The following is a 17,730-nucleotide window of genomic DNA, read 5'->3' on the forward strand; positions in this document are numbered from 1 at the left end:
TTTTTATGCATTAAAAAAAGACACCCGTGATGGATGTCTTTACTTATTCTTTCTCTACAAAATCGTCTAGTTTCAAAAGTAATTGGTCAATACGATGATCTTGAAACTCGGATTTTTTCCGTTGTCGATAACAAATGAAGTAAAGAACGACAACGTTTACTAATAAAAAAATGACTAGAAACTCCACGTTCAATCACCTCTCTAAGTATGATCTTTCTTTGCTTTTTCTAGCTTTATAATAATTATACCACCACCTTTACTTTTTACGGTTCCGATAAGCCCTTTGCAACTGCTTATATCTTTCTTCATCGCTGTATTTCATGTTTTGGAAAGCCAAAAGACTCTTCGGCGCACCTTCAATTTTTGCAGATTGATATTTCTTCATCTGCTCAATATCACCGAAACGATTTTGAATCATCTTCTCTTTATTTTCATTCGACTCACTGCCAGTTACATTCTTCCCATACCATTCTTCATACGTCTGTGAATCAACCAGGCCATCCATTGACTGGCGTTGTTCGCCATCGGTGTATTCGGATTCATCAAACCAAGGAATCGTTGTAGAGCGACATCTGACGTGAAATGGAGGGGCATTCGTTCCTGGCTTAAAGTCTTTTGTTTTGTATCGCTTGCCGTCTTGTTCCCTGCAAATTTCAGACGTTCGCAAATCTAGCGTGGAAAGGATCTCGTATTCATCGATATCTGCATCATCGTAGCTGTCTTTTGATGCTTGGTTGTTGAAGAAACTAGCCTCGGTTCTAACTAAAGCTTCAACACGCGAACGAGTAACGTCTGTAGCATCCATGATTGATTTAGAAGTCTGTTGAATCGAACGACCGGATACAAAGCTCCTTTCCATCTCTTTACGAATGGTTTGAATTGCACCTGATTGATGGTCCCAAATACGGTTAGAGAACTCTTTACCACTCCAATTGTAGGAGAGGACTTCTTTCATTCGGTCGTCGGTCAGTCCGACAATGCTGATATCCTTTCCGCCCCTCGCTATGTCGTATAGCGATTTGTGATAAGAGTTTTGATAGATTTCAGCAAGACCAGTGTTAGCGTACTCTTGTAATCCGTTCATGCCCCCATACAGTTCCATCATAGTAATCTCGATGTGCGCATTAACAGCTTCCAGTCGGGATATTCGCGAACGATAGCTTATCGAATTCAAAAGTTGGTCGTATTCAGGGTTACCCGACAAAGACATTTCACGGAACCGCTTTAAATCAACGTTCTTGAAGTCTTTCATTTCCTTTGCTGTCAGATACTTTTTCGCATCTTGTATCGATACTTTATTATCAACAGCATAACGGCCATAAAAGGATTCGATTTCTTTTAGAATCTCACGTTGTGATTCACGTAGCTTTACATCCATTTGGGCAAGGTATTTATCAGCAATGACCTGTGATTCTAATTCACGTTGTGCAGAGCGACCTTCCCAATACTTCTTACTAGGTTTACTCATCTACCTTCACTTCTTTCGGTGGGAAAGCATTCGCATATTCTTTTTCAATCTCTTCGCGTCGTTCTGCTTCCTGAAGCTTCAACCGCTTCTCAACTTCTTCATTGTACCAAGGGTGGTTTTCACGAACCGTTTTATCGTCCAAAATCCCAATTGACTTCGTTGTGTTCTCAATCGCTTCCGTTTCAGCAATGATGATATCACGGTTGAAAATGACGTTAACCTTTTCTTCTGTGTAATCACCTTGTCCGGTTACGTTCAAATGGAAATTAATGAACCACATCATATGCTCAATGCTTGATTGAAACTCTGATTCAAGAATATTACAGTCCATATCCAAATCTGAATACCGGAAGCGTAGAGCAACGCCTGATGCATCTCTTAAACCTGTTTCTCGAGTATCAACACCGCGACCAAATTCATAGATGGAGTTGCGTCCACGATCAATCTCTTTTTCAACTGCATCTGTCTCAATTTCAGCCTGAAGTTTATCTACATCACCGCCCGTCTCAACTGCAACAACCATATACTCATTCAGATTGTGAAGAAATTCCGTCAAGTCTTCGCCGCCATAATTTATAAGTTTATAAATAAATTTAGGAATATCAGCTAATAGATCTGCGTTTGTCGATGCTTGCGTATTGTAGTTATCAACCAGTGACTTGATGCTGTCCATAAGTGGCTGCTCTTCTTCGTTATATTTAAAGTGAATAAGAGGGATGCGATCCCACGTATATCCTTCGTCATTAATTAAGAAATGGTAGTTCTTTTCAATCCCTGCCGGGACATCCGGAACAAGTTTCCCATTTTCGAAGATGAAATATTTAATCCCTTTTGCATGGTAATATTCTACCTTTTTCAGGGTTTTCTTTTCGCCGCCTTCATAGTGCGACACGTCATAAACTCGAATGAAAGACAAGATTTCCATATGTTCATTGTCTGCCCAATGTGGGATAATTTGCTCTGAAGGAAACTTAGTAAATGATAGATTACCTTTCTCGTTGAAGAAAGGATGGAGATAGGCAATGCCTTTATTGACAGCTTCCTTACCAATATTCTTAATCTTCTTCAGCAACCCTCTGTCAAACGTCTCAACCATAAGTTTCCGATACGGTTCATTCTCGGTCGCGAATGTTGGTTCTTTAGCTAATAAGTAGCCAATCTTCTGGTCTACTAACTTCTTTGCAAAACCATGAGCAAGTTTCTGATTGGACTTCCATTCAATCTTTTGTTTTTTCAGCAGAATGTCAGTTTTATTCAGGTAGTACTGTTCGCCTGTAATCATGTTTCTTCGGCGCTCACTGGTCTCCCATTCTTTAATCTCTTGGACCAATATTTCGTGGTCGGTAATGACGTTTTCAATCATGTTTTTTATCACCTCATTCATCTGTTCATGCCAAGGCGCACGGAATAAATCCTCTATCAGCATGTTTTCACCTCGGTTTCAGTACTCTCATGGAAGGTTTTTGATATAGAATTGTATTAACAAAATATCTGTCGCCATCCATATGATGGTCATTTTGCTTAATCGGTTTATCCTCACCGTGATCTGACGCTTTTTTGTCCCAAATGTACGATGAAAACTCACGAAAGGTTTCTACACAACAATCGTTGTATTTGATTTTCCCCTGAACTAAAGCAGATGCGACATATCCAATTCCATTCACGACGTCGTTTACTGCGTTTTGTATACGGAACCCATCCTTTTTGATCTGCGCTTTAAAAGATGCCGCCGAAGGGTCAACAATTACAGAGAGTATTTTTAAATCGCCTACAAACTCTTTCAAGTCTTGGCTGTACTCGACATCCGTTTTTTGTTTATTTTCTTCACGCCCACTGTGGTGGTACTCTTTGATTTTGTACCAGATGCCATGACAAAGACCCCACAGACCAAATGTCGTAGGGTTCTGTGTTCCGTGGTCAACACTGACGTAATACTGTGTGTAGCGCCTATCAACTGTTTTAACCGAGTGGTTGTCCAAATCAAACATGTCATAGATGACACCTTCTGCAAGGACCCATAAACCAAGGATAAAGCGCTTGTAGAATATCCCCGAGTAAAGTCTCCGGTAACGTTCTTTCACACGCTCCGATAAGGAAAGGTTGTCATCCATCGTGAAATGGAGTTGGAACAACTTCTTTTCTTTCATCTTTCCGATAAATTCAGTATTAAACCAATGGTAAGGTCCTTCTGGATTGCAGTTAAACCATAGTTTCGAACCATCCACTGAACAACGAGCTGTTGCTTGGTTAACAAACGATTGAGGCATTAACGCTACTTCATCAAAGAACATGCCAGCTAAAGTAATACCTTGAATAAGATCCTGTGAACCCTCATCCTTACCACCAAATACATAAAAGTAGTTGGTGACACCGTTTCGTGAGATTGACAACATGTTTTCTGAACGATGATCTTTAACCTTATATCCGCGAGATTTAAGCATCCGCTTTAAAGGCGTTATTACGTTCCGCCGGAATGAACCGATTGTTTTCCCTGCCATCCCCATATTTTCATCCTTGAACGTATCCATTGCCCACATAACGAAGGAAAGGGACATAACAACCGTTTTACCCGCACGAACCGAACCATCGCATATGATGCCGTCCATATCTTTAACGGGAGAATCTTTTCTCCACCATGTTAGGACTTGCTTCTGTTTTATTGAAAACGGTTTAAAAGTGAATGGGGCAGGCCTCTTTTTAAACTTCTTTTTCTCTGTAAGGAAAGAGAAATACTTAATCGTCGCTTTCGGTTGGGTTTCCGGCATCGCCCCACACCTCCAACGTTGTTGCGTCTAATGCTTCGTTAAATCCATCGTCTTCGAACTGTTCAGGATCCTCGTTACCGAATGCTTTTGCATGAGCTATTTTTAGTTTCTCTTGTTCAAGTTGACGCTTGAAATGATCCGGTAACATATCGAAATGTTTGGATAGGAAGTCCATTGCTTTTTCTCGACTAGCGAGCTTGATAGATACTCCATCCTTGCCCTGCTTAACTTCACTGATTATAGTTCCATCCACTTCGTCGTCATTCTTGAAATCAAGATGACTCATCTTATAGGTGATCGGTTTGAAATTAGCATCCAACATAACCTTGCCTGTTTCCGGATGCCGTTGTTCCATCTCGGTACTTCCGAACTCAACAAAGTCTGTCATGTCTGCAAAGGCTATTTGAATGTACTTATTCAACACATCCATCGCGGTAATGAAGACTTCCTGGTGCATTTCACCTTTCAGTCTTCTGACTTCGGCTGCCACCTTAACATTTCTAAGCAACCGACTTCCTTCGACGTGAGCACTATTTCTTGCATACCCAGCCTTGATAGCTGCCATTGTCGCGTTAAAGCTCTTAATGTAGTAAATACAAAAAAGCCTCTGCCTATCGGTTAAATCATCCGACTCTACAAAGACTTCTTTTACTACCTTTTTCGTTGCAACGTTTTTGCGTTGCGTTGCATTTTTCGTTGCGTCGCGCTTCACATTTCCTCTTGACCATTTTTCACGATTCTTCCTACTACGAATAGTGGAATCTTTCACACTGTTTTTTTCTGCTAAATCCTTGAATGATATTTCACTTGTTTCCCACTCTCTCTGTATCTCTTCCCAATTAGGCACATCACATCACCATCCGCCTCCTCTATTTTGGACATAGAAAAAGCACCCGATTACTCGGATGCCTCACGTTTATTTAATATGTCACTCTACTGATACCCTTTTTGTTGAAATATTCACTCCTCTTTCGTATGGTTCGTTTGGTTTAATACCCGTCTATGCGGTCTATTCTGGCGTTATGTTCTTCTATTTCTCCCTCTACCCGCAGTTTTATCTGCTCGCTACCCCATTTGTAATTTGTTGTGATTAACAACAAGTGCTTACTGAAAATCTCCATTTCTTGTAGGTACTCCGAGTTTTCGAGAATATCGTAGTTTCCTTTGCCTCGTAGAAGGTCATCTATTTTGTTTGCGCGTTTTAAGATGTCCACTTGTATATCTATTTCAACCATATAAGGTTCATACGGCTTCTCGCCTGTCAGTATACCTATTAGATTGTCCAGTTCTTCCTGGACTTGGTTCATTAAGGTTATCTGCGTGTCGTAGAAATTTGATATGTCCTCTTTGTACAGATACGAGGAAGGGCTTGAGTTGAATGCAAGATCTGTTACTAAGTTGATTATTTTTTGGGACAGGTTGTTAGGGTCTGCTGAGTTGTAGAGGTCGCCTTGGTCATCCTGTTCTCTTGTGCCGTCAGCTGGTTCTGGTTCTTCTGTTTCAACTTCTGGTTGTGGTTCAGCTTCCTCTAGATTTTCTTTTGCAAATTCAGTTTTATCTGTTTCATCCTGCTTAAGTGCTCCATCCGACTTTGGTTCCTCGGTCTGTTGGCTATCAGCGCTGCATGCCGCCAACAACATTACGGCAAATAATAACATTAGTAGTTTCTTCATATTTAATCTTCTCCCGTATTCTTTTAAACCATCATACCCAATTAGTAGTTAAAAGAAAACCATCCAGTGATTCCCCTATTAGTAATATACCTCCAAAGTTACACACCATATCAAGTCCTACTGTCAGCTATCGGTAGTCGTTTACCTATTTGCCCTCGATTATTTTATGACTGTATGACGTATAGTTTTCAAAGTATAAAAAGCATCTGACAAGATTTCTACGGCTCGCCAGATGCTTTTCTTTTCGTCATTACACGCACACGGGAATCTGTGGCCAGACGCATCACTCGTACCTTAAGACCACCCAACCTTCAATCTTAATTAATCCCTCTGGCGTTAACCATTCAACGAACTTCCCACGGCTTCCGCTTTTCTTTTTCTTCACATTCAATGGCGTCACCTCATTATGCTAATTGCTTAGTTTTTTTGGGGGCATAGAAAAAGCACCCCCGAAGAGATGCCTAATTTTATTTATAAATCTCAAGTATTAATTCGTTCGGATTGCTGTATCTTTTCCCGGTAAACTCATAATAAACCTCAGGGTTAGAATAGTGTTCGATATTGTTATCAACACCATTTAATTGATGCTGTATTCTAGCTTTCTCTGCCAAAAATTCATCTGCCGGTATCGACATCGACCCTCCAGCGTAACTAAGATTCCTGATGTTTATAATTGCTTTCACCGCATTACCTTCTTTAATATTTATCGAACGAGATGTCCTTGTTACATCAATAAGCAGTTTTTTGTATTCCGCCGTAATATCGGACCCTTGAACGGATTTCTTAACATCGAAACCGTTTTCTTCGAAATAAGTTGTGATTTTATCCATAAAATCATCTTCGAATTCCTCGAGTAATGGTATCACATTTTTTTCGTATAAAACCGAACTGAACTGTTCTCGCTTCTCTAAATATTCCCTCGAACTTTCCAACTCTTTCATTTGCAGTAAATTCATTTTTCCACCCCCTCACTGACAACATTCGCCAAATAAGGTGTAAATCCTCTATTACCTAACCACTTATTCCAGGTATGAAAAATTCTAAGTAGCCAAAATACAATATTACCGCAAAAGCTATTACCCATATCGGTTTACCGATAAGTCGCGGGACCCGCAATAATCTAAGTATTAAAACTATTAATCCAGTGAGCAATAAAGAGCCGACAATCCATACGAGTAAATAATAACCCAAGTTCTCCATGACACCTTTTAAAATCTCTGGAATCGAAATTCCCACTTTCTCACCCCCCCATATGACATATTTCGTCAAAGTTGGATGTAATCCTCTATTTATCACTCGTATGTATCGGGGCTGGTAAGAGAGGTAATGTCACTTACACGCATTTCGTTCTATTTACATTTTGCTACATAGAAAAACACCCCGAAGGATGCTTAATTGGTAACTAATTCAATTGCATTTTCCCGGGTACTAAGCCCGTGATTTGATCGGTGAATAAAACGAAAGTAGCTAGATTATATCTTTCGTTATTAATTGACTTAATATATACATCTTCTAAAAATATGGCCTTGATATCCATATTTTCAACATGACTCGATTCTTTCAACATTATTTTTGTGATCGTAGCTGCAATTTGATAAAGGTCGATTTTCACTTTATCTTCTATACTTTTATTAATCTCATTTTCAAGTGCATTAATTGTTGTGGCTTTCAGAATAGATAAATCAATTTTTTTACCAATTATTACACCGAAATTAGTAAAATAAGTAAAATAACCAATATCCTCTTCAGGACTCTCATCCGGCAACACTACTTGTGATATTAATAGCGATCTAATAAATTGCCTTTTTACGTCCATGACTTCGCCCCCCTATTTACATCATTCGCCAAATAAGGTTTAAATCCTCTAAACACCTTTAATATCACTCGTATGTAACGGGAACGTTGGCGTAGTTCAAACCACAAACCACCCAACTCCCCGACCTGCCTTTAAGTATAGCAATGCGAATACAGGTGCGTCATTTCTCCGACGTATCCGACATATGCGACATTTTCCGAATAACGGTATCTTTTATTCTTCCAATATGACGGTCTGAGAACCCCATATGCATCCCAATCCATCGCAAGCTTTTCCCCTCAAGCAACCAATGCAATACCTCAATCTCCCGGTCAACAGTAATCAAATGAATTTTATCCTGCACCGTCTTTATTTTTTGCTCGTAATCACTAATCTTTTTCCACCGCTTTTCCCTTCTCGAAAACTCTTGATAAATAGGATCACTATGACCCCCAGCCGCTTTCGGCATAGCTGCTTCTAATCCGTACTGAGCTGTAAAGTTACCACCAACCTCATTCAATCCCTCGCGCATGATCTTTACGCTATTAATCATCCAATGATAATCCTTTAACAACTGCTCAATTTGTTTTTCCGTCATAAGCTACCTGCCCCCTGTTTATCGTTTACGAATTGCCCCGTTCACCCGTTTATACGTCTGTCTATTAGCACCCATCAATTCAGCCCATTCCCTATCAGTCAGCTGTTCCGGCGCCTTAACCCTTGTCCTAATACTCTTTTGCACTACATCTCCTGTGCGAGCATCAGAAAGCCCTTTTTCAACCAGTTCCGTTTGTAGCGATTTCATTTCCCTCACTCCTTTTTTGAGATGAAAAAAGAGGACAACAAATGACACAGCGCAATGCTGTAATCAATCGTTGTCCTCTGGTTGGCCAGGGGGACTATTAGTTAAAATACATTATATCCAGTAATTCAATTCATTCTTTCATTGTGAATTTTAATAATTTATCGTCTTCCGCCAATTCAATAATTCTATCGTCTAATATAGCCATTAATTCTTTATCATCTTTTCTAACTTGAAAATCATTAACCGAAAGAATAAATTGCTTATTTTCTTTAAGAGCTATATTATTCGCAATTTTGACAATGCTCGCAATCTGTCTTTTATCTATTCCGCCGGAGTAGCACGAAGAGTCGTGTACTAATAATTCAACCAATGAATTATATTTAAAAACCATGAGATCAACTATAAGTTTTTTCACCTCACCGACCCCTTCACCTCCATCGCCTGTCAAATTTAATTCAACTTTAAAGGGTCTATTTACTTTGTGTATTTTTTTAAGTTCTATCGAGAAAAAAGCTTCTACTTGTTCTGTGTAAATTTCTTTAACGGTAGAATAAATAAATTTCTGGAATTTTTTTATCAACTCTTCATACTTGTCATATTTTTGCTTAACCACAACATATTCATTTGTTAATTTTAGTTCTTCAGCTTCTCTAGACTTAATAGCCTTTTCAATACGAGCAAGGTCACCCTGATTATATTTCAATTGTTGTATCTCTAAACTTTTTTCTTCGTAGATTTTAATAGCCTCTTGGAAAATTTTATTAACAGATATTATTTTAGCTATCTCATCAATTTCAGCTGATTTAATCGTAATGTCGGTCTCTAATTCTTCTTTCCGGTTTTCCAATTCCATTATTTTCTTCTGGTGTGTATTTTTTCTATCTAAAAACACAGTGTTATAAAAACCCTCTACCTCTTCAAAACGCCTTTTTACCATTTCCGGAATATCTATCTTAGCCTTTTTATATAACAAGTTTATTTGAGAGTGTGAAATATCTATTTCGTCGGATTCTTCTATGAATTCTTTCAAACGATTTACCTCTAACTTAGTGGCTTCATAAAAAGATTTTATTTTTTTCAACTCGTAACTCTTATCCGAATAACTTTCTATAAAGTGCAGTTTTTCTTCAGAAAGTTCCAGTGAGGAGATTTTTTTATTTAATTTTTTTATTTCATCTTCTTTTTCTTGTACGTTTTGGTTGGTAAGGAATATTTTCTCATTTATTTCTTTAGGTTTTATATTACCAAAAACGCTAATTAGTTGACTTTCGAGTTTTTTAAGCTCTTTAAGATTATCTTGAATTTTATAATATTCCCCAGTTATAATGGCGAGGTCTGATAAATCGAGTAACGAAAAAAAACTTAAATAGTCTTCTAGGGTAGGTTCTGATCTCGAACTTATTATATGACTTTTTTGCTTAACAAATATTTGTTTATTATATACACTTCGATTTATATTAAAAAACTCTTTGTAATCTTTCAATAATTTCGGTTCGCCATCTACTTCCATCTCTGATAATCCAAGTTTTCGTTTAACTTTAAACTCTTTATTTTCATATTTAACTATCGCAATCAATGTCCATCCATTAATCTCTTTCTTAACAACATTTGGGTCTTCATTTGCCGCAAAAATATAATCAACAAATTTTAAAAGTAAAGACTTACCAATGCTGTTCGAGGTTTCTTTAATTTGGTTAGGTTTCGTAATTTTACCATAAATGACCGAGGTTCCTGTTTCTTTAAAGTCTATTTCTCTCACTTTTTCATTGTTAGAATTTTCAATGGTGAGCTTTAATATTTTCATTAAAAATCATTCCATTCTCACTATAATTGACCATTCCAGCTATATACATAAAGTTTATTGTCAAAATGAACTTTTGATATGTTGGCGGATTTTTCAATTTCATTGTATGAATATATTTTTTTTGAAAGTCTTTCCATATTGTTTCAATTGGAAGAGTTTTCGCTTTCAAAACACTAAGCACAAAGGAACTGATACCCAATAGACTTTCAGAATTGGAGATATATTTATCTGGTAATATCACATTGTCACTTCCTTTATTATATGTTCATCCTTCTCAAAGATATCGCAGCGATCAAAAATATATATAACCAACAACTTGCATGGAATTATTAGTCCTTTGTTGAATTCTGCATATTCAATAATTTCACCAATAAGTTTATCATACAATTCCGTTCCAGAGAGAGTATCTGATAAGCTATTGTATGTTGAAATAATATAACCCTTTACTCTGTTAAACTTATCCGAGTACAATAAATCTTGGTTAATAGTAGAAATCATTTTTTCTACTATATCTAACTGCTCTATCATTTTCTCTATCTCTACTTTTTTTTCAGTAAGATTATTTAATTCAATTTTTTTTACTGAAGAAATTCTATCATAACTCTTATCTTCTACATTAGAAAAGACTTTTTCTTGTATCATTCCAGATAAACCGTCTATTACCTCATACATCGTTTTAGCGCTAATTGCATTAAAATCCATAATTGACTTCAATCTTAGTATCGTACTTATTGATCTTAATCCATCAATATCCATGTTCTCTAAAATGCCCCTTATGTAAGCGACATTTGTAACTTCATATTCAAATTTTTCTCCGTACTTTTCCCCTAACTTTTCACAATGAAGTTTAAAATACCCTTCACTGTCATGAGGTAAATTACGATCAATAGTATTTACTAAATATACAAATTTTTTCAGGTGCTTTCCCCACTTACCATGGTTATATATTAAATTAAGCAGCTGACTAAAATCATCTAAATATTTCTTTTGCATATCTTTTCTAAAACTTTCTTTTATTTGTTGAGGAGAATAAATTTGATAAAATAGTTGATCCTCAACAACCCATCCATCGTTTTTATCGTCGCCGCCAGATGAATTAGGCATTTCATATGTTTTGTTAATGGAAGTATAATATCTTCTTAATATCTCTCCGACTTTAACTTGAAAATTTATATCTGTTGTACCTTTTAAATCAAGTACTATCAATTCTATATAATCAAATTTATCCATTTCACTCAAAACTCTTCCCCTTCTTCCCTCCGCATCCTTCTTACTTTCCCTTGATGCGTAACAATCCTATATTCACCATGCTCCGGTAGCTCTCTCACTTTCGCAATACCCTCCGAAATAACCACCACACAGTTCAATGGTAGTTCCATTATACCAATTCCCAATAATAATGCATCTGTATTAAAAGTAATATCTTTATTCACCAGGACCCCTCCTTGTGTTATAATTCAGTCAGCCATTACGGGAGGAATCCTGTCTTTTTATTTGTCTAAAAGGTGGTCATACTATTGTTTGAAGGTATCGAAGTTAACCACATGCCAATCATGGGTCCGATAATCGTATTAATAGTTACAGTGGTCGCTGTAGCCCTTATTTATAGATTATTTTTTAATTGGTTACCTACAAAACTATTTAATTCCCTTATCGGTCCGGTAGTTCTATTTGGCTTTTACATCTGGGCGATTCCAATGAACGTTGGATTCCACGAGTTTTTCAAATGACACAAAAAGGCATCCTGGTCGATGTCTTTTTTATTGCCCAAATATCCCCTGCTGCCGTACCTGTATTTCCCCAAGTTCAGCCTGTTCAATAATCAGCAACCCGATTTCCAAAGGCTTGCGTCCCAACTCTTCTGCTATGCTATCCATGCTCATATCCGCTTCCCACATCGCTCTGAATACATCCGTTTCTCGCTCTGTAAACACCCAATTAATATCAACATCATCAAGTAACACACGCTTTTGTTCTTTCGCGTGAATCAAACCAACACCCCCATCCCTTTCAATTCATCCGTAAGCCTCATAAACATCTCCATGTCCCCCGCATCAAGAGCCATATCAATCTGCACCAACAGCATGTCCTCGTCCGTAACATCCGTTTTAATACTCGGATGATATTCTAAATACAATCGATGCTCATCGGTGCCGATAAATATCCCCGGCACAAGCTTCCGAGTGTCAGTGTTCTGCATTTGCAAGTTTGCAAGAAACGCTTTTTTCAGCATGTTCCTAAAAATTTCGTCATTCATGCGATTCATCCCCTCCTCAATTCACTCTGCCTAAACGTCCCAATCCTATTGCTTTTGGCGAACAAAACCTCATACTGCCGTTTAGGTAAAAACTTCACAATTCTTCCCTTCGACCCCTCATACAGTTTGAGATAGTAATAATCCTCAACTTCCTTTTCCTCCACATTCACAACGACCTCAACCGTGTCGCCAAGCTCGAAAGCTATTGCTGGCACCGCATCAAAAATAGTTAACTGCTGCACCATGTCTATCACTCCTCTAGTTGCACGTCGCTTTTTTACCAGAACCTTCACACCGAAACTTTTATTTGATAGATTGTAAATATAGAAAAGAGGGGTATTACATGCCAGAACTTAAAGAAATCTATCGACTATATTACGAAAACGGATTTTCTGCGAGCCAGGTGGCTAAAGTCATCGACCGAAGCAAAGCCTTTGTATTAGACCGTCTGCACGAAATGGACGGACCTCGCACCATCCAAGAGGGATCAAAACTTAGATCTTCTCCTGAATACAGTGAAAAAATTAGAATCACTCAGCTTGGCGAGTCGAATAGTTTTGCCAAACTAACCTCCGAAACTGTATTAGCGATTCGAGATGAATACGAAATCGCTTTAAAAGAGGGTGCTCAGAAGACGGCTACACAAGTTGCGCTCGCAAAGGAATATGGCGTTAAGCGCCCGACTATTTCAGACATTGTGTTGTACAAAACTTGGAAGCATATTTGAACCGTATTGTTAATTTTTACACTGTTAATCAATTAAATTTCATGAGATAATAAATCTTTTAGAAAGGATGTTTCCCATGAAAAGAGAATTTCTTGTTTATCCAAAAACTAAAATTGAAATATCAAACCCAAACATCAAAATCATCGAAGCGCCATTAAAAGTTAAACTGAAAGCTTACATAACTGGATACAAGGAAGACCATGGCGAATTACCATCAATCGAACGGATCCAATCAATATTTCAAATATCTAAGCAAGATTCTGATATAGCCCTAACCCTGTTTGGCAATGAATGATTTACAGTCCTTTTTAAGGGCTTTTTTATTGCGCTTTATGGTTTGATTCGCGGCTCACAGTTCGGTCCACCAATCGGTCCAATGAGCCGCATTATGGTCTTACTGCGACTCAACTATTATTAAAATATTTGAAACTTATTGATTTTAAATACGTATTCTAGATATGCTTAATTTTAGAAAGCTGGTGTACCATGTTTAAATCAGAAGTAACTAACAAAGTTCTAGATATCATCCTCTTTCTTGGATTTATGTCAATAGTTTTACCCAAAAATAACGTAGATACACAGACTAAAACGTTGATAATCTTTATATTTTCAGCAAGAATTTTATATGATTTATACAAAATTATAAAACTCAAGAAACAGAAAGCTGATTAAATTTAATCGGCTTTTTTATTGCACTTAATGGTCATCCCGCGTAGTTGCTTAATCCCCGACAGCTGACTTATAGCGCGAATTAACACTAACCATTTCTGGTAGATTCGCCCTGACTAACGCATCTGCAAACGGTGGAGGAACACTATTTCCCACACGCTTTATTTGTTCAGCTTTTGTCCCTGGATGCTGATAACCTTTCGGGAATCCTTGCGCTTTGAATAATTCATGTGGTTGCAACATCCTTAAACCAATATCAATGATTTGTTTCCCATTTGTGATGCACGTTGTCAATGCAAAACGATCCTTCGTCGTTATCGTGTGTAGCGGTTCATTCAAACCTTGTGCCGTACTTTGTCCATAATATTTTGTTAAAAAAGCATAGACGATGGCGAAACGGTTACCGCCTGCTGTAATCGTGTGTAAAGGCGTATTCAGCGATAACCCCCTTACTTCTGATTCAGTACGTTCCGTATAGTAGCTGATTAAGTAGGCTGCCACATCGTCATTCACCATGAACGGGTCATCTGCATCGATTACGAATTTCTTCAACCCTCGTTCAATCCGCTTTAATGTATTCGGCACTAACGGTTTTTTTCGCTCAAATATCGAAGGGGCTCCGATGCTCCAATCAATGGTTTCTGACGACGCACGCCACGGCTTCAACCTTTTCGATTGCACCGCTAAACTTTGTGGATCACCATGCGTTGCATCAGGCCAAACGATTGGCTTACCATCACGTCTAGCAATTATGAACAATCTTTCGCGTGTGGTAGGTGTCCCATAGTCACAAGCCTGTAACTTTCTGAAATCAACCTTGTACCCCAGTGCTTCTAGCGTTTTCACGAAACTTTGAAACGTTTTCCCTTTTAATTCTTTTACGGGTTTTCCGTTTTGAATTGGTCCCCAGTCTTGAAATTCCTCAACGTTTTCCAACATAATCACACGTGGCTTAACTGCTAACGCCCATTTAACGGCAATCCATGCAAGCCCTCTGATTTCTTGCTTTACAGGCTTCCCACCTTTTGCCTTTGAGTGGTGGGTACAATCAGGACTGAACCAAGCAAGCCCCACCTTGCGACCTCGCACCGCTTTTACAGGGTCCACATCCCAAACGCTCTCACAATAATGTTCAGTATCCGGATGATTCAACTTGTGCATGGCGATAGCAGCTGGATCATGGTTAATCGCTATATCAACGGACAATCCAGTAGCCATTTCAGCGCCGGTGCTCATACCGCCTCCACCTGCAAAGTTGTCAACGATAATTTCCCTAAACAGGTCTAACTGCAATATTTCCACTCCTTACCATTGAAACATTTGATGTTTTAGGTCATACTGTGAGAGTCTTCGTAGGGGGTGACCCAAATGCTGAAGAACAGTAGGATAAAAAAATGGTTGAAATTTTTAATTGAACTTATTCAGATAGTTATTGAATATGTCTTCGATTAGTGAATTTCAACTACCAGCCAAGGCTTATACAGATTGGTTTGGACCGGTTAAAAGGTCAAAAGATAGATTAAAACTGATAACCCAACCGTGTTTTTTTACTTACTCAACCGCCCATACGCAAACCCCGACAGCATCAACAGCACACCCGTGACGATGACTGCAACGCCTTCCCAAAACGGAATAATTGTCATTCAAAACCCTCCATTCACTTCCACAACTTCCATCCTTCTTGCCTCTTGTCATACAACTCCTTTTGCAACAAAGGCTCATATAGCCAGACACGCTGATCCTTCTCCCATCGATACAACAACCGCCACACGCCGTTCATACCGCATTCCTCCGACGCATGACCACAATGTATTTCCCGCGTTCTTCCCGTTCAACAAAAGCCCTTTTCGACTTACCGATACTAGTTGTCTGTTTGTAAATTGCTGCTGTATGGGATTCCGTACCTTCTGCAACCACTTCGAATCCTTTTACAACCAATTCAGCTACTCGGCGATTTACTTCGATCTCGTCAATACCTGTTACCTTCGTTGTAAAATACTCGCCCATCTCCTCATCCCCTTAAAGTTATTTAAGATAATGCAGCACGTACCCCTTTTCTGATTCAATCAGATCACATTCCAAAACGAAGATATTGTACGGAATCGATTTCCTGCCACCTTTTCTAGCGTTCTCCCAGTAGCTTCCTAACACCCCGAACGGCAAACGGTATACTTCATCCAGTTTCGTGAATGAAACGAGTAGGAATGAATGTGCGCCTTTCAGCCACCACGATTCCAACAATTCGTATTGGTGTTCTGAAATATTTTCTAACGGGAAACTCGTTTTGCTAGATGTTTCTTTAGCATCAAACACAATCGCCCCGCCATTATGAACACCCGCATAATCCACCCATTCGCCTTTCGTAATGTATCCAGTCACCTTGCCACGTACGTTGCTTTGGATCTGCACAGGCGTCGGGATCTTACGAATGTCCGCAACACCCTTATTGCGATACTGTTGATTCGTCATGTCTATCAATCTTTCAAGCCCCGCGCCACGGTTTGCATGGGATGGACTGTATGTTTTTCTCAACTCTTCACCCCTCAATCAATTTCAACCCCGTTTTCTTCCTTCTTTTTTCCTTCAAGTAATATTCCGAAGGCTCCGTAATTTCTGTAATGTAGAACTTAATAAAAACTTTAACGATAAATCTGTTAGACCATTCAGGAATACCAACGTCCGTAATATAAACCTTGCAATCACCATAATCCGTAGAAACAATTTCTCTATTTGAGTAAACTCTCGGAAACGGTTCACCATATTTGATTTGAAGAGTTGCGCCATGCACCTTGCCGTCAATGCTAATGGTCATACCGCCACCCCCGACTCAACAACTTCATCAAGCGTGATTTGAATTTTCTCAAACTCCGCATCTTCAGCAGCTTGCTTTTTCTTGCAGACAGGACCATAACCATCATCAATCGACTTCTGCGTTTTAAGCTTTCTACCGCAACGATTACATGCAGCCATCAGTAGCCAACCTCCTGGCGCTCGTGGTTCGTCGCGTTCTTCGCGTAATAACTTTCCTCAATCCGTTCCCACTCGAAGCCAAAGTGCGTTCCGAGCAGAAGGAAGCGTAAGAACAAATCCGTATATTCATCAAGCGCTGCTGAATGTCTATTGAAAAGAACGTTTAATTCGACGTCGTTAACATGCGTGAATACGTTATTAATCATCTGTACGCCAGTCCTTGCGACGCATCCGAATTCCCTAGTTGCAACTTCTAAATATTCAATGCTTACCTGCAACTCCAAGCCGATTGATAAGATGAAATGAAGGCAATCGACATATTCAACCAACGCTTTTTCATAATCATTTTTCTTGTTGGACCAAAATTTAAACGTTTGAGGAAGCTCGTTTGCGAACTCTCCTAATTCGGTTCGTAATGCCAAGAATTTTTCCGGCAACAGATTCTGCCCTTCTAATCCCTTATCTCTCACAATTCGTTCATCCAGCACCTTCTGCATTTCGAACAGTTTTGTTAGATTCATATTGTCTCCTCCAGTGCCCTAACTAACGCTTCGCCGACGGAATTCAACTTATGAGTTAACCGATAAACTTTGCGATAATCGAGCTCATTATCTTTGATAAATTTCAACTGCTTTTTCGTGAATATCTTTCCGTCAGTAGCTCTTTCCTTCAAAACTTTTCTAGCCCGATAGATAGCAAACTTCTTTCTCAGTTCTGCATTTTCTTGCTGTAACTTTGCGTTTTCCTGCTGCCAATGCCATTCAATGTTCACAGTACTCACCCTTTCAAAGTTTCAT

At 38.7% G+C, this 17,730-nt stretch carries 27 protein-coding genes; 3 read left to right on the forward strand and 24 right to left on the reverse strand.

Going from position 1 to position 17,730, the window contains the following annotated elements; all coding sequences use genetic code 11:
• Positions 1-256: 256 nt before the first annotated feature.
• The 14 genes from MKZ26_RS03275 to MKZ26_RS03340 form a co-directional block, all read right to left on the reverse strand.
• Entirely contained in the window at positions 257-1,468 is a 1,212-nt protein-coding gene (locus MKZ26_RS03275) for a minor capsid protein (RefSeq protein ID WP_340764366.1), read from the reverse strand.
• A complete protein-coding gene (locus tag MKZ26_RS03280; RefSeq protein ID WP_340764368.1) occupies positions 1,461-2,894 on the reverse strand; it encodes a phage portal protein in 1,434 nt (477 codons plus the stop codon). Before MKZ26_RS03280 ends, MKZ26_RS03275 begins: the two co-directional genes overlap by 8 nt.
• Before the next feature lie 4 nt (positions 2,895-2,898).
• The gene (locus MKZ26_RS03285; RefSeq protein WP_340764371.1) at positions 2,899-4,233 is read right to left on the reverse strand and encodes a PBSX family phage terminase large subunit; all 1,335 of its coding nucleotides are present in this window, start codon (positions 4,231-4,233) and stop codon (positions 2,899-2,901) included.
• Positions 4,202-5,080 (reverse strand): terminase small subunit, encoded by an 879-nt coding sequence (locus MKZ26_RS03290; RefSeq protein ID WP_340764373.1) that lies wholly within the window; start codon positions 5,078-5,080, stop codon positions 4,202-4,204. The genes MKZ26_RS03285 and MKZ26_RS03290 overlap by 32 nt, the downstream gene beginning before the upstream one ends.
• 142 nt (positions 5,081-5,222) lie before the next feature.
• Positions 5,223-5,906, reverse strand: coding sequence for a hypothetical protein (locus MKZ26_RS03295; RefSeq protein ID WP_340764375.1), 684 nt, complete (start codon positions 5,904-5,906; stop codon positions 5,223-5,225).
• A gap of 467 nt (positions 5,907-6,373) precedes the next feature.
• Entirely contained in the window at positions 6,374-6,862 is a 489-nt protein-coding gene (locus tag MKZ26_RS03300) for a hypothetical protein (protein WP_340764376.1), read from the reverse strand.
• Between the two features lie 55 nt (positions 6,863-6,917).
• Positions 6,918-7,142 (reverse strand): hypothetical protein, encoded by a 225-nt coding sequence (locus tag MKZ26_RS03305; protein WP_340764378.1) that lies wholly within the window; start codon positions 7,140-7,142, stop codon positions 6,918-6,920.
• A gap of 166 nt (positions 7,143-7,308) precedes the next feature.
• Positions 7,309-7,722, reverse strand: a complete 414-nt coding sequence (locus tag MKZ26_RS03310) for a hypothetical protein (protein WP_340764379.1) — start codon at positions 7,720-7,722, stop codon at positions 7,309-7,311.
• Positions 7,723-7,882: 160 nt separating this feature from the next.
• Positions 7,883-8,299 (reverse strand): helix-turn-helix transcriptional regulator, encoded by a 417-nt coding sequence (locus MKZ26_RS03315; protein WP_340764382.1) that lies wholly within the window; start codon positions 8,297-8,299, stop codon positions 7,883-7,885.
• Between the two features lie 18 nt (positions 8,300-8,317).
• Positions 8,318-8,506 carry a hypothetical protein gene (locus MKZ26_RS03320; protein WP_340764385.1) on the reverse strand — a complete coding sequence of 63 codons (189 nt, stop codon included), beginning with the start codon at positions 8,504-8,506 and terminating at the stop codon, positions 8,318-8,320.
• A gap of 130 nt (positions 8,507-8,636) precedes the next feature.
• Positions 8,637-10,310, reverse strand: coding sequence for a DUF2326 domain-containing protein (locus tag MKZ26_RS03325; protein WP_340764387.1), 1,674 nt, complete (start codon positions 10,308-10,310; stop codon positions 8,637-8,639).
• Positions 10,285-10,551 (reverse strand): ABC-three component system middle component 6, encoded by a 267-nt coding sequence (locus tag MKZ26_RS03330; protein WP_340764388.1) that lies wholly within the window; start codon positions 10,549-10,551, stop codon positions 10,285-10,287. Before MKZ26_RS03330 ends, MKZ26_RS03325 begins: the two co-directional genes overlap by 26 nt.
• Entirely contained in the window at positions 10,548-11,549 is a 1,002-nt protein-coding gene (locus tag MKZ26_RS03335) for a hypothetical protein (protein ID WP_340764389.1), read from the reverse strand. The genes MKZ26_RS03330 and MKZ26_RS03335 overlap by 4 nt, the downstream gene beginning before the upstream one ends.
• On the reverse strand, positions 11,546-11,746 hold the full coding sequence (locus MKZ26_RS03340; protein ID WP_445683450.1) for an XtrA/YqaO family protein: 201 nt from the start codon (positions 11,744-11,746) through the stop codon (positions 11,546-11,548). Before MKZ26_RS03340 ends, MKZ26_RS03335 begins: the two co-directional genes overlap by 4 nt.
• 81 nt (positions 11,747-11,827) lie before the next feature.
• On the opposite strand from MKZ26_RS03340, the gene MKZ26_RS03345 reads away from it, so the two are divergent.
• Positions 11,828-12,040 (forward strand): hypothetical protein, encoded by a 213-nt coding sequence (locus MKZ26_RS03345; protein WP_340764391.1) that lies wholly within the window; start codon positions 11,828-11,830, stop codon positions 12,038-12,040.
• Positions 12,041-12,070: 30 nt separating this feature from the next.
• On the opposite strand, the gene MKZ26_RS03350 is transcribed toward MKZ26_RS03345, so the two are convergent.
• The 3 genes from MKZ26_RS03350 to MKZ26_RS03360 are packed head-to-tail and all read right to left on the reverse strand — an operon-like array spanning position 12,071 to position 12,812.
• Positions 12,071-12,301, reverse strand: coding sequence for a helix-turn-helix domain-containing protein (locus tag MKZ26_RS03350; RefSeq protein WP_340764392.1), 231 nt, complete (start codon positions 12,299-12,301; stop codon positions 12,071-12,073).
• Positions 12,298-12,567 (reverse strand): IDEAL domain-containing protein, encoded by a 270-nt coding sequence (locus tag MKZ26_RS03355; RefSeq protein WP_340764393.1) that lies wholly within the window; start codon positions 12,565-12,567, stop codon positions 12,298-12,300. Before MKZ26_RS03355 ends, MKZ26_RS03350 begins: the two co-directional genes overlap by 4 nt.
• Positions 12,568-12,572: 5 nt before the next feature.
• A complete protein-coding gene (locus tag MKZ26_RS03360) occupies positions 12,573-12,812 on the reverse strand; it encodes a hypothetical protein (RefSeq protein WP_340764395.1) in 240 nt (79 codons plus the stop codon).
• A 98-nt stretch (positions 12,813-12,910) separates the two neighbouring features.
• On the opposite strand from MKZ26_RS03360, the gene MKZ26_RS03365 reads away from it, so the two are divergent.
• Together MKZ26_RS03365 and MKZ26_RS03370 are read left to right on the forward strand one after the other, a co-directional pair.
• Positions 12,911-13,294: a hypothetical protein gene (locus tag MKZ26_RS03365; protein WP_340764396.1), complete on the forward strand. Its 384-nt coding sequence runs from the start codon at positions 12,911-12,913 to the stop codon at positions 13,292-13,294.
• 76 nt (positions 13,295-13,370) lie between these two features.
• Positions 13,371-13,589, forward strand: coding sequence for a hypothetical protein (locus MKZ26_RS03370; protein WP_340764397.1), 219 nt, complete (start codon positions 13,371-13,373; stop codon positions 13,587-13,589).
• 425 nt (positions 13,590-14,014) lie between these two features.
• Here MKZ26_RS03370 and MKZ26_RS03375 read toward each other — a convergent pair whose 3' ends face one another.
• From MKZ26_RS03375 to MKZ26_RS03405, 7 genes are all read right to left on the reverse strand, one after another.
• On the reverse strand, positions 14,015-15,256 hold the full coding sequence (locus MKZ26_RS03375) for a DNA cytosine methyltransferase (RefSeq protein WP_445683398.1): 1,242 nt from the start codon (positions 15,254-15,256) through the stop codon (positions 14,015-14,017).
• Positions 15,257-15,739: 483 nt separating this feature from the next.
• On the reverse strand, positions 15,740-15,970 hold the full coding sequence (locus tag MKZ26_RS03380; RefSeq protein WP_340764400.1) for a hypothetical protein: 231 nt from the start codon (positions 15,968-15,970) through the stop codon (positions 15,740-15,742).
• An 18-nt stretch (positions 15,971-15,988) separates the two neighbouring features.
• Positions 15,989-16,495 (reverse strand): Holliday junction resolvase RecU, encoded by a 507-nt coding sequence (locus MKZ26_RS03385; protein ID WP_340764402.1) that lies wholly within the window; start codon positions 16,493-16,495, stop codon positions 15,989-15,991.
• Between the two features lie 4 nt (positions 16,496-16,499).
• On the reverse strand, positions 16,500-16,775 hold the full coding sequence (locus MKZ26_RS03390) for a hypothetical protein (RefSeq protein WP_340764404.1): 276 nt from the start codon (positions 16,773-16,775) through the stop codon (positions 16,500-16,502).
• On the reverse strand, positions 16,772-16,933 hold the full coding sequence (locus tag MKZ26_RS03395) for a DUF6011 domain-containing protein (protein WP_340764405.1): 162 nt from the start codon (positions 16,931-16,933) through the stop codon (positions 16,772-16,774). Before MKZ26_RS03395 ends, MKZ26_RS03390 begins: the two co-directional genes overlap by 4 nt.
• Positions 16,933-17,454: a dUTP diphosphatase gene (locus tag MKZ26_RS03400; protein ID WP_340764407.1), complete on the reverse strand. Its 522-nt coding sequence runs from the start codon at positions 17,452-17,454 to the stop codon at positions 16,933-16,935. Before MKZ26_RS03400 ends, MKZ26_RS03395 begins: the two co-directional genes overlap by 1 nt.
• Positions 17,451-17,705: a hypothetical protein gene (locus MKZ26_RS03405; protein WP_340764409.1), complete on the reverse strand. Its 255-nt coding sequence runs from the start codon at positions 17,703-17,705 to the stop codon at positions 17,451-17,453. Before MKZ26_RS03405 ends, MKZ26_RS03400 begins: the two co-directional genes overlap by 4 nt.
• Positions 17,706-17,730: the final 25 nt, after the last annotated feature.

Source organism: Sporosarcina sp. FSL K6-6792 (genome assembly GCF_038004885.1).
Classification (GTDB): Bacteria; Bacillota; Bacilli; order Bacillales_A; family Planococcaceae; genus Sporosarcina; species Sporosarcina psychrophila.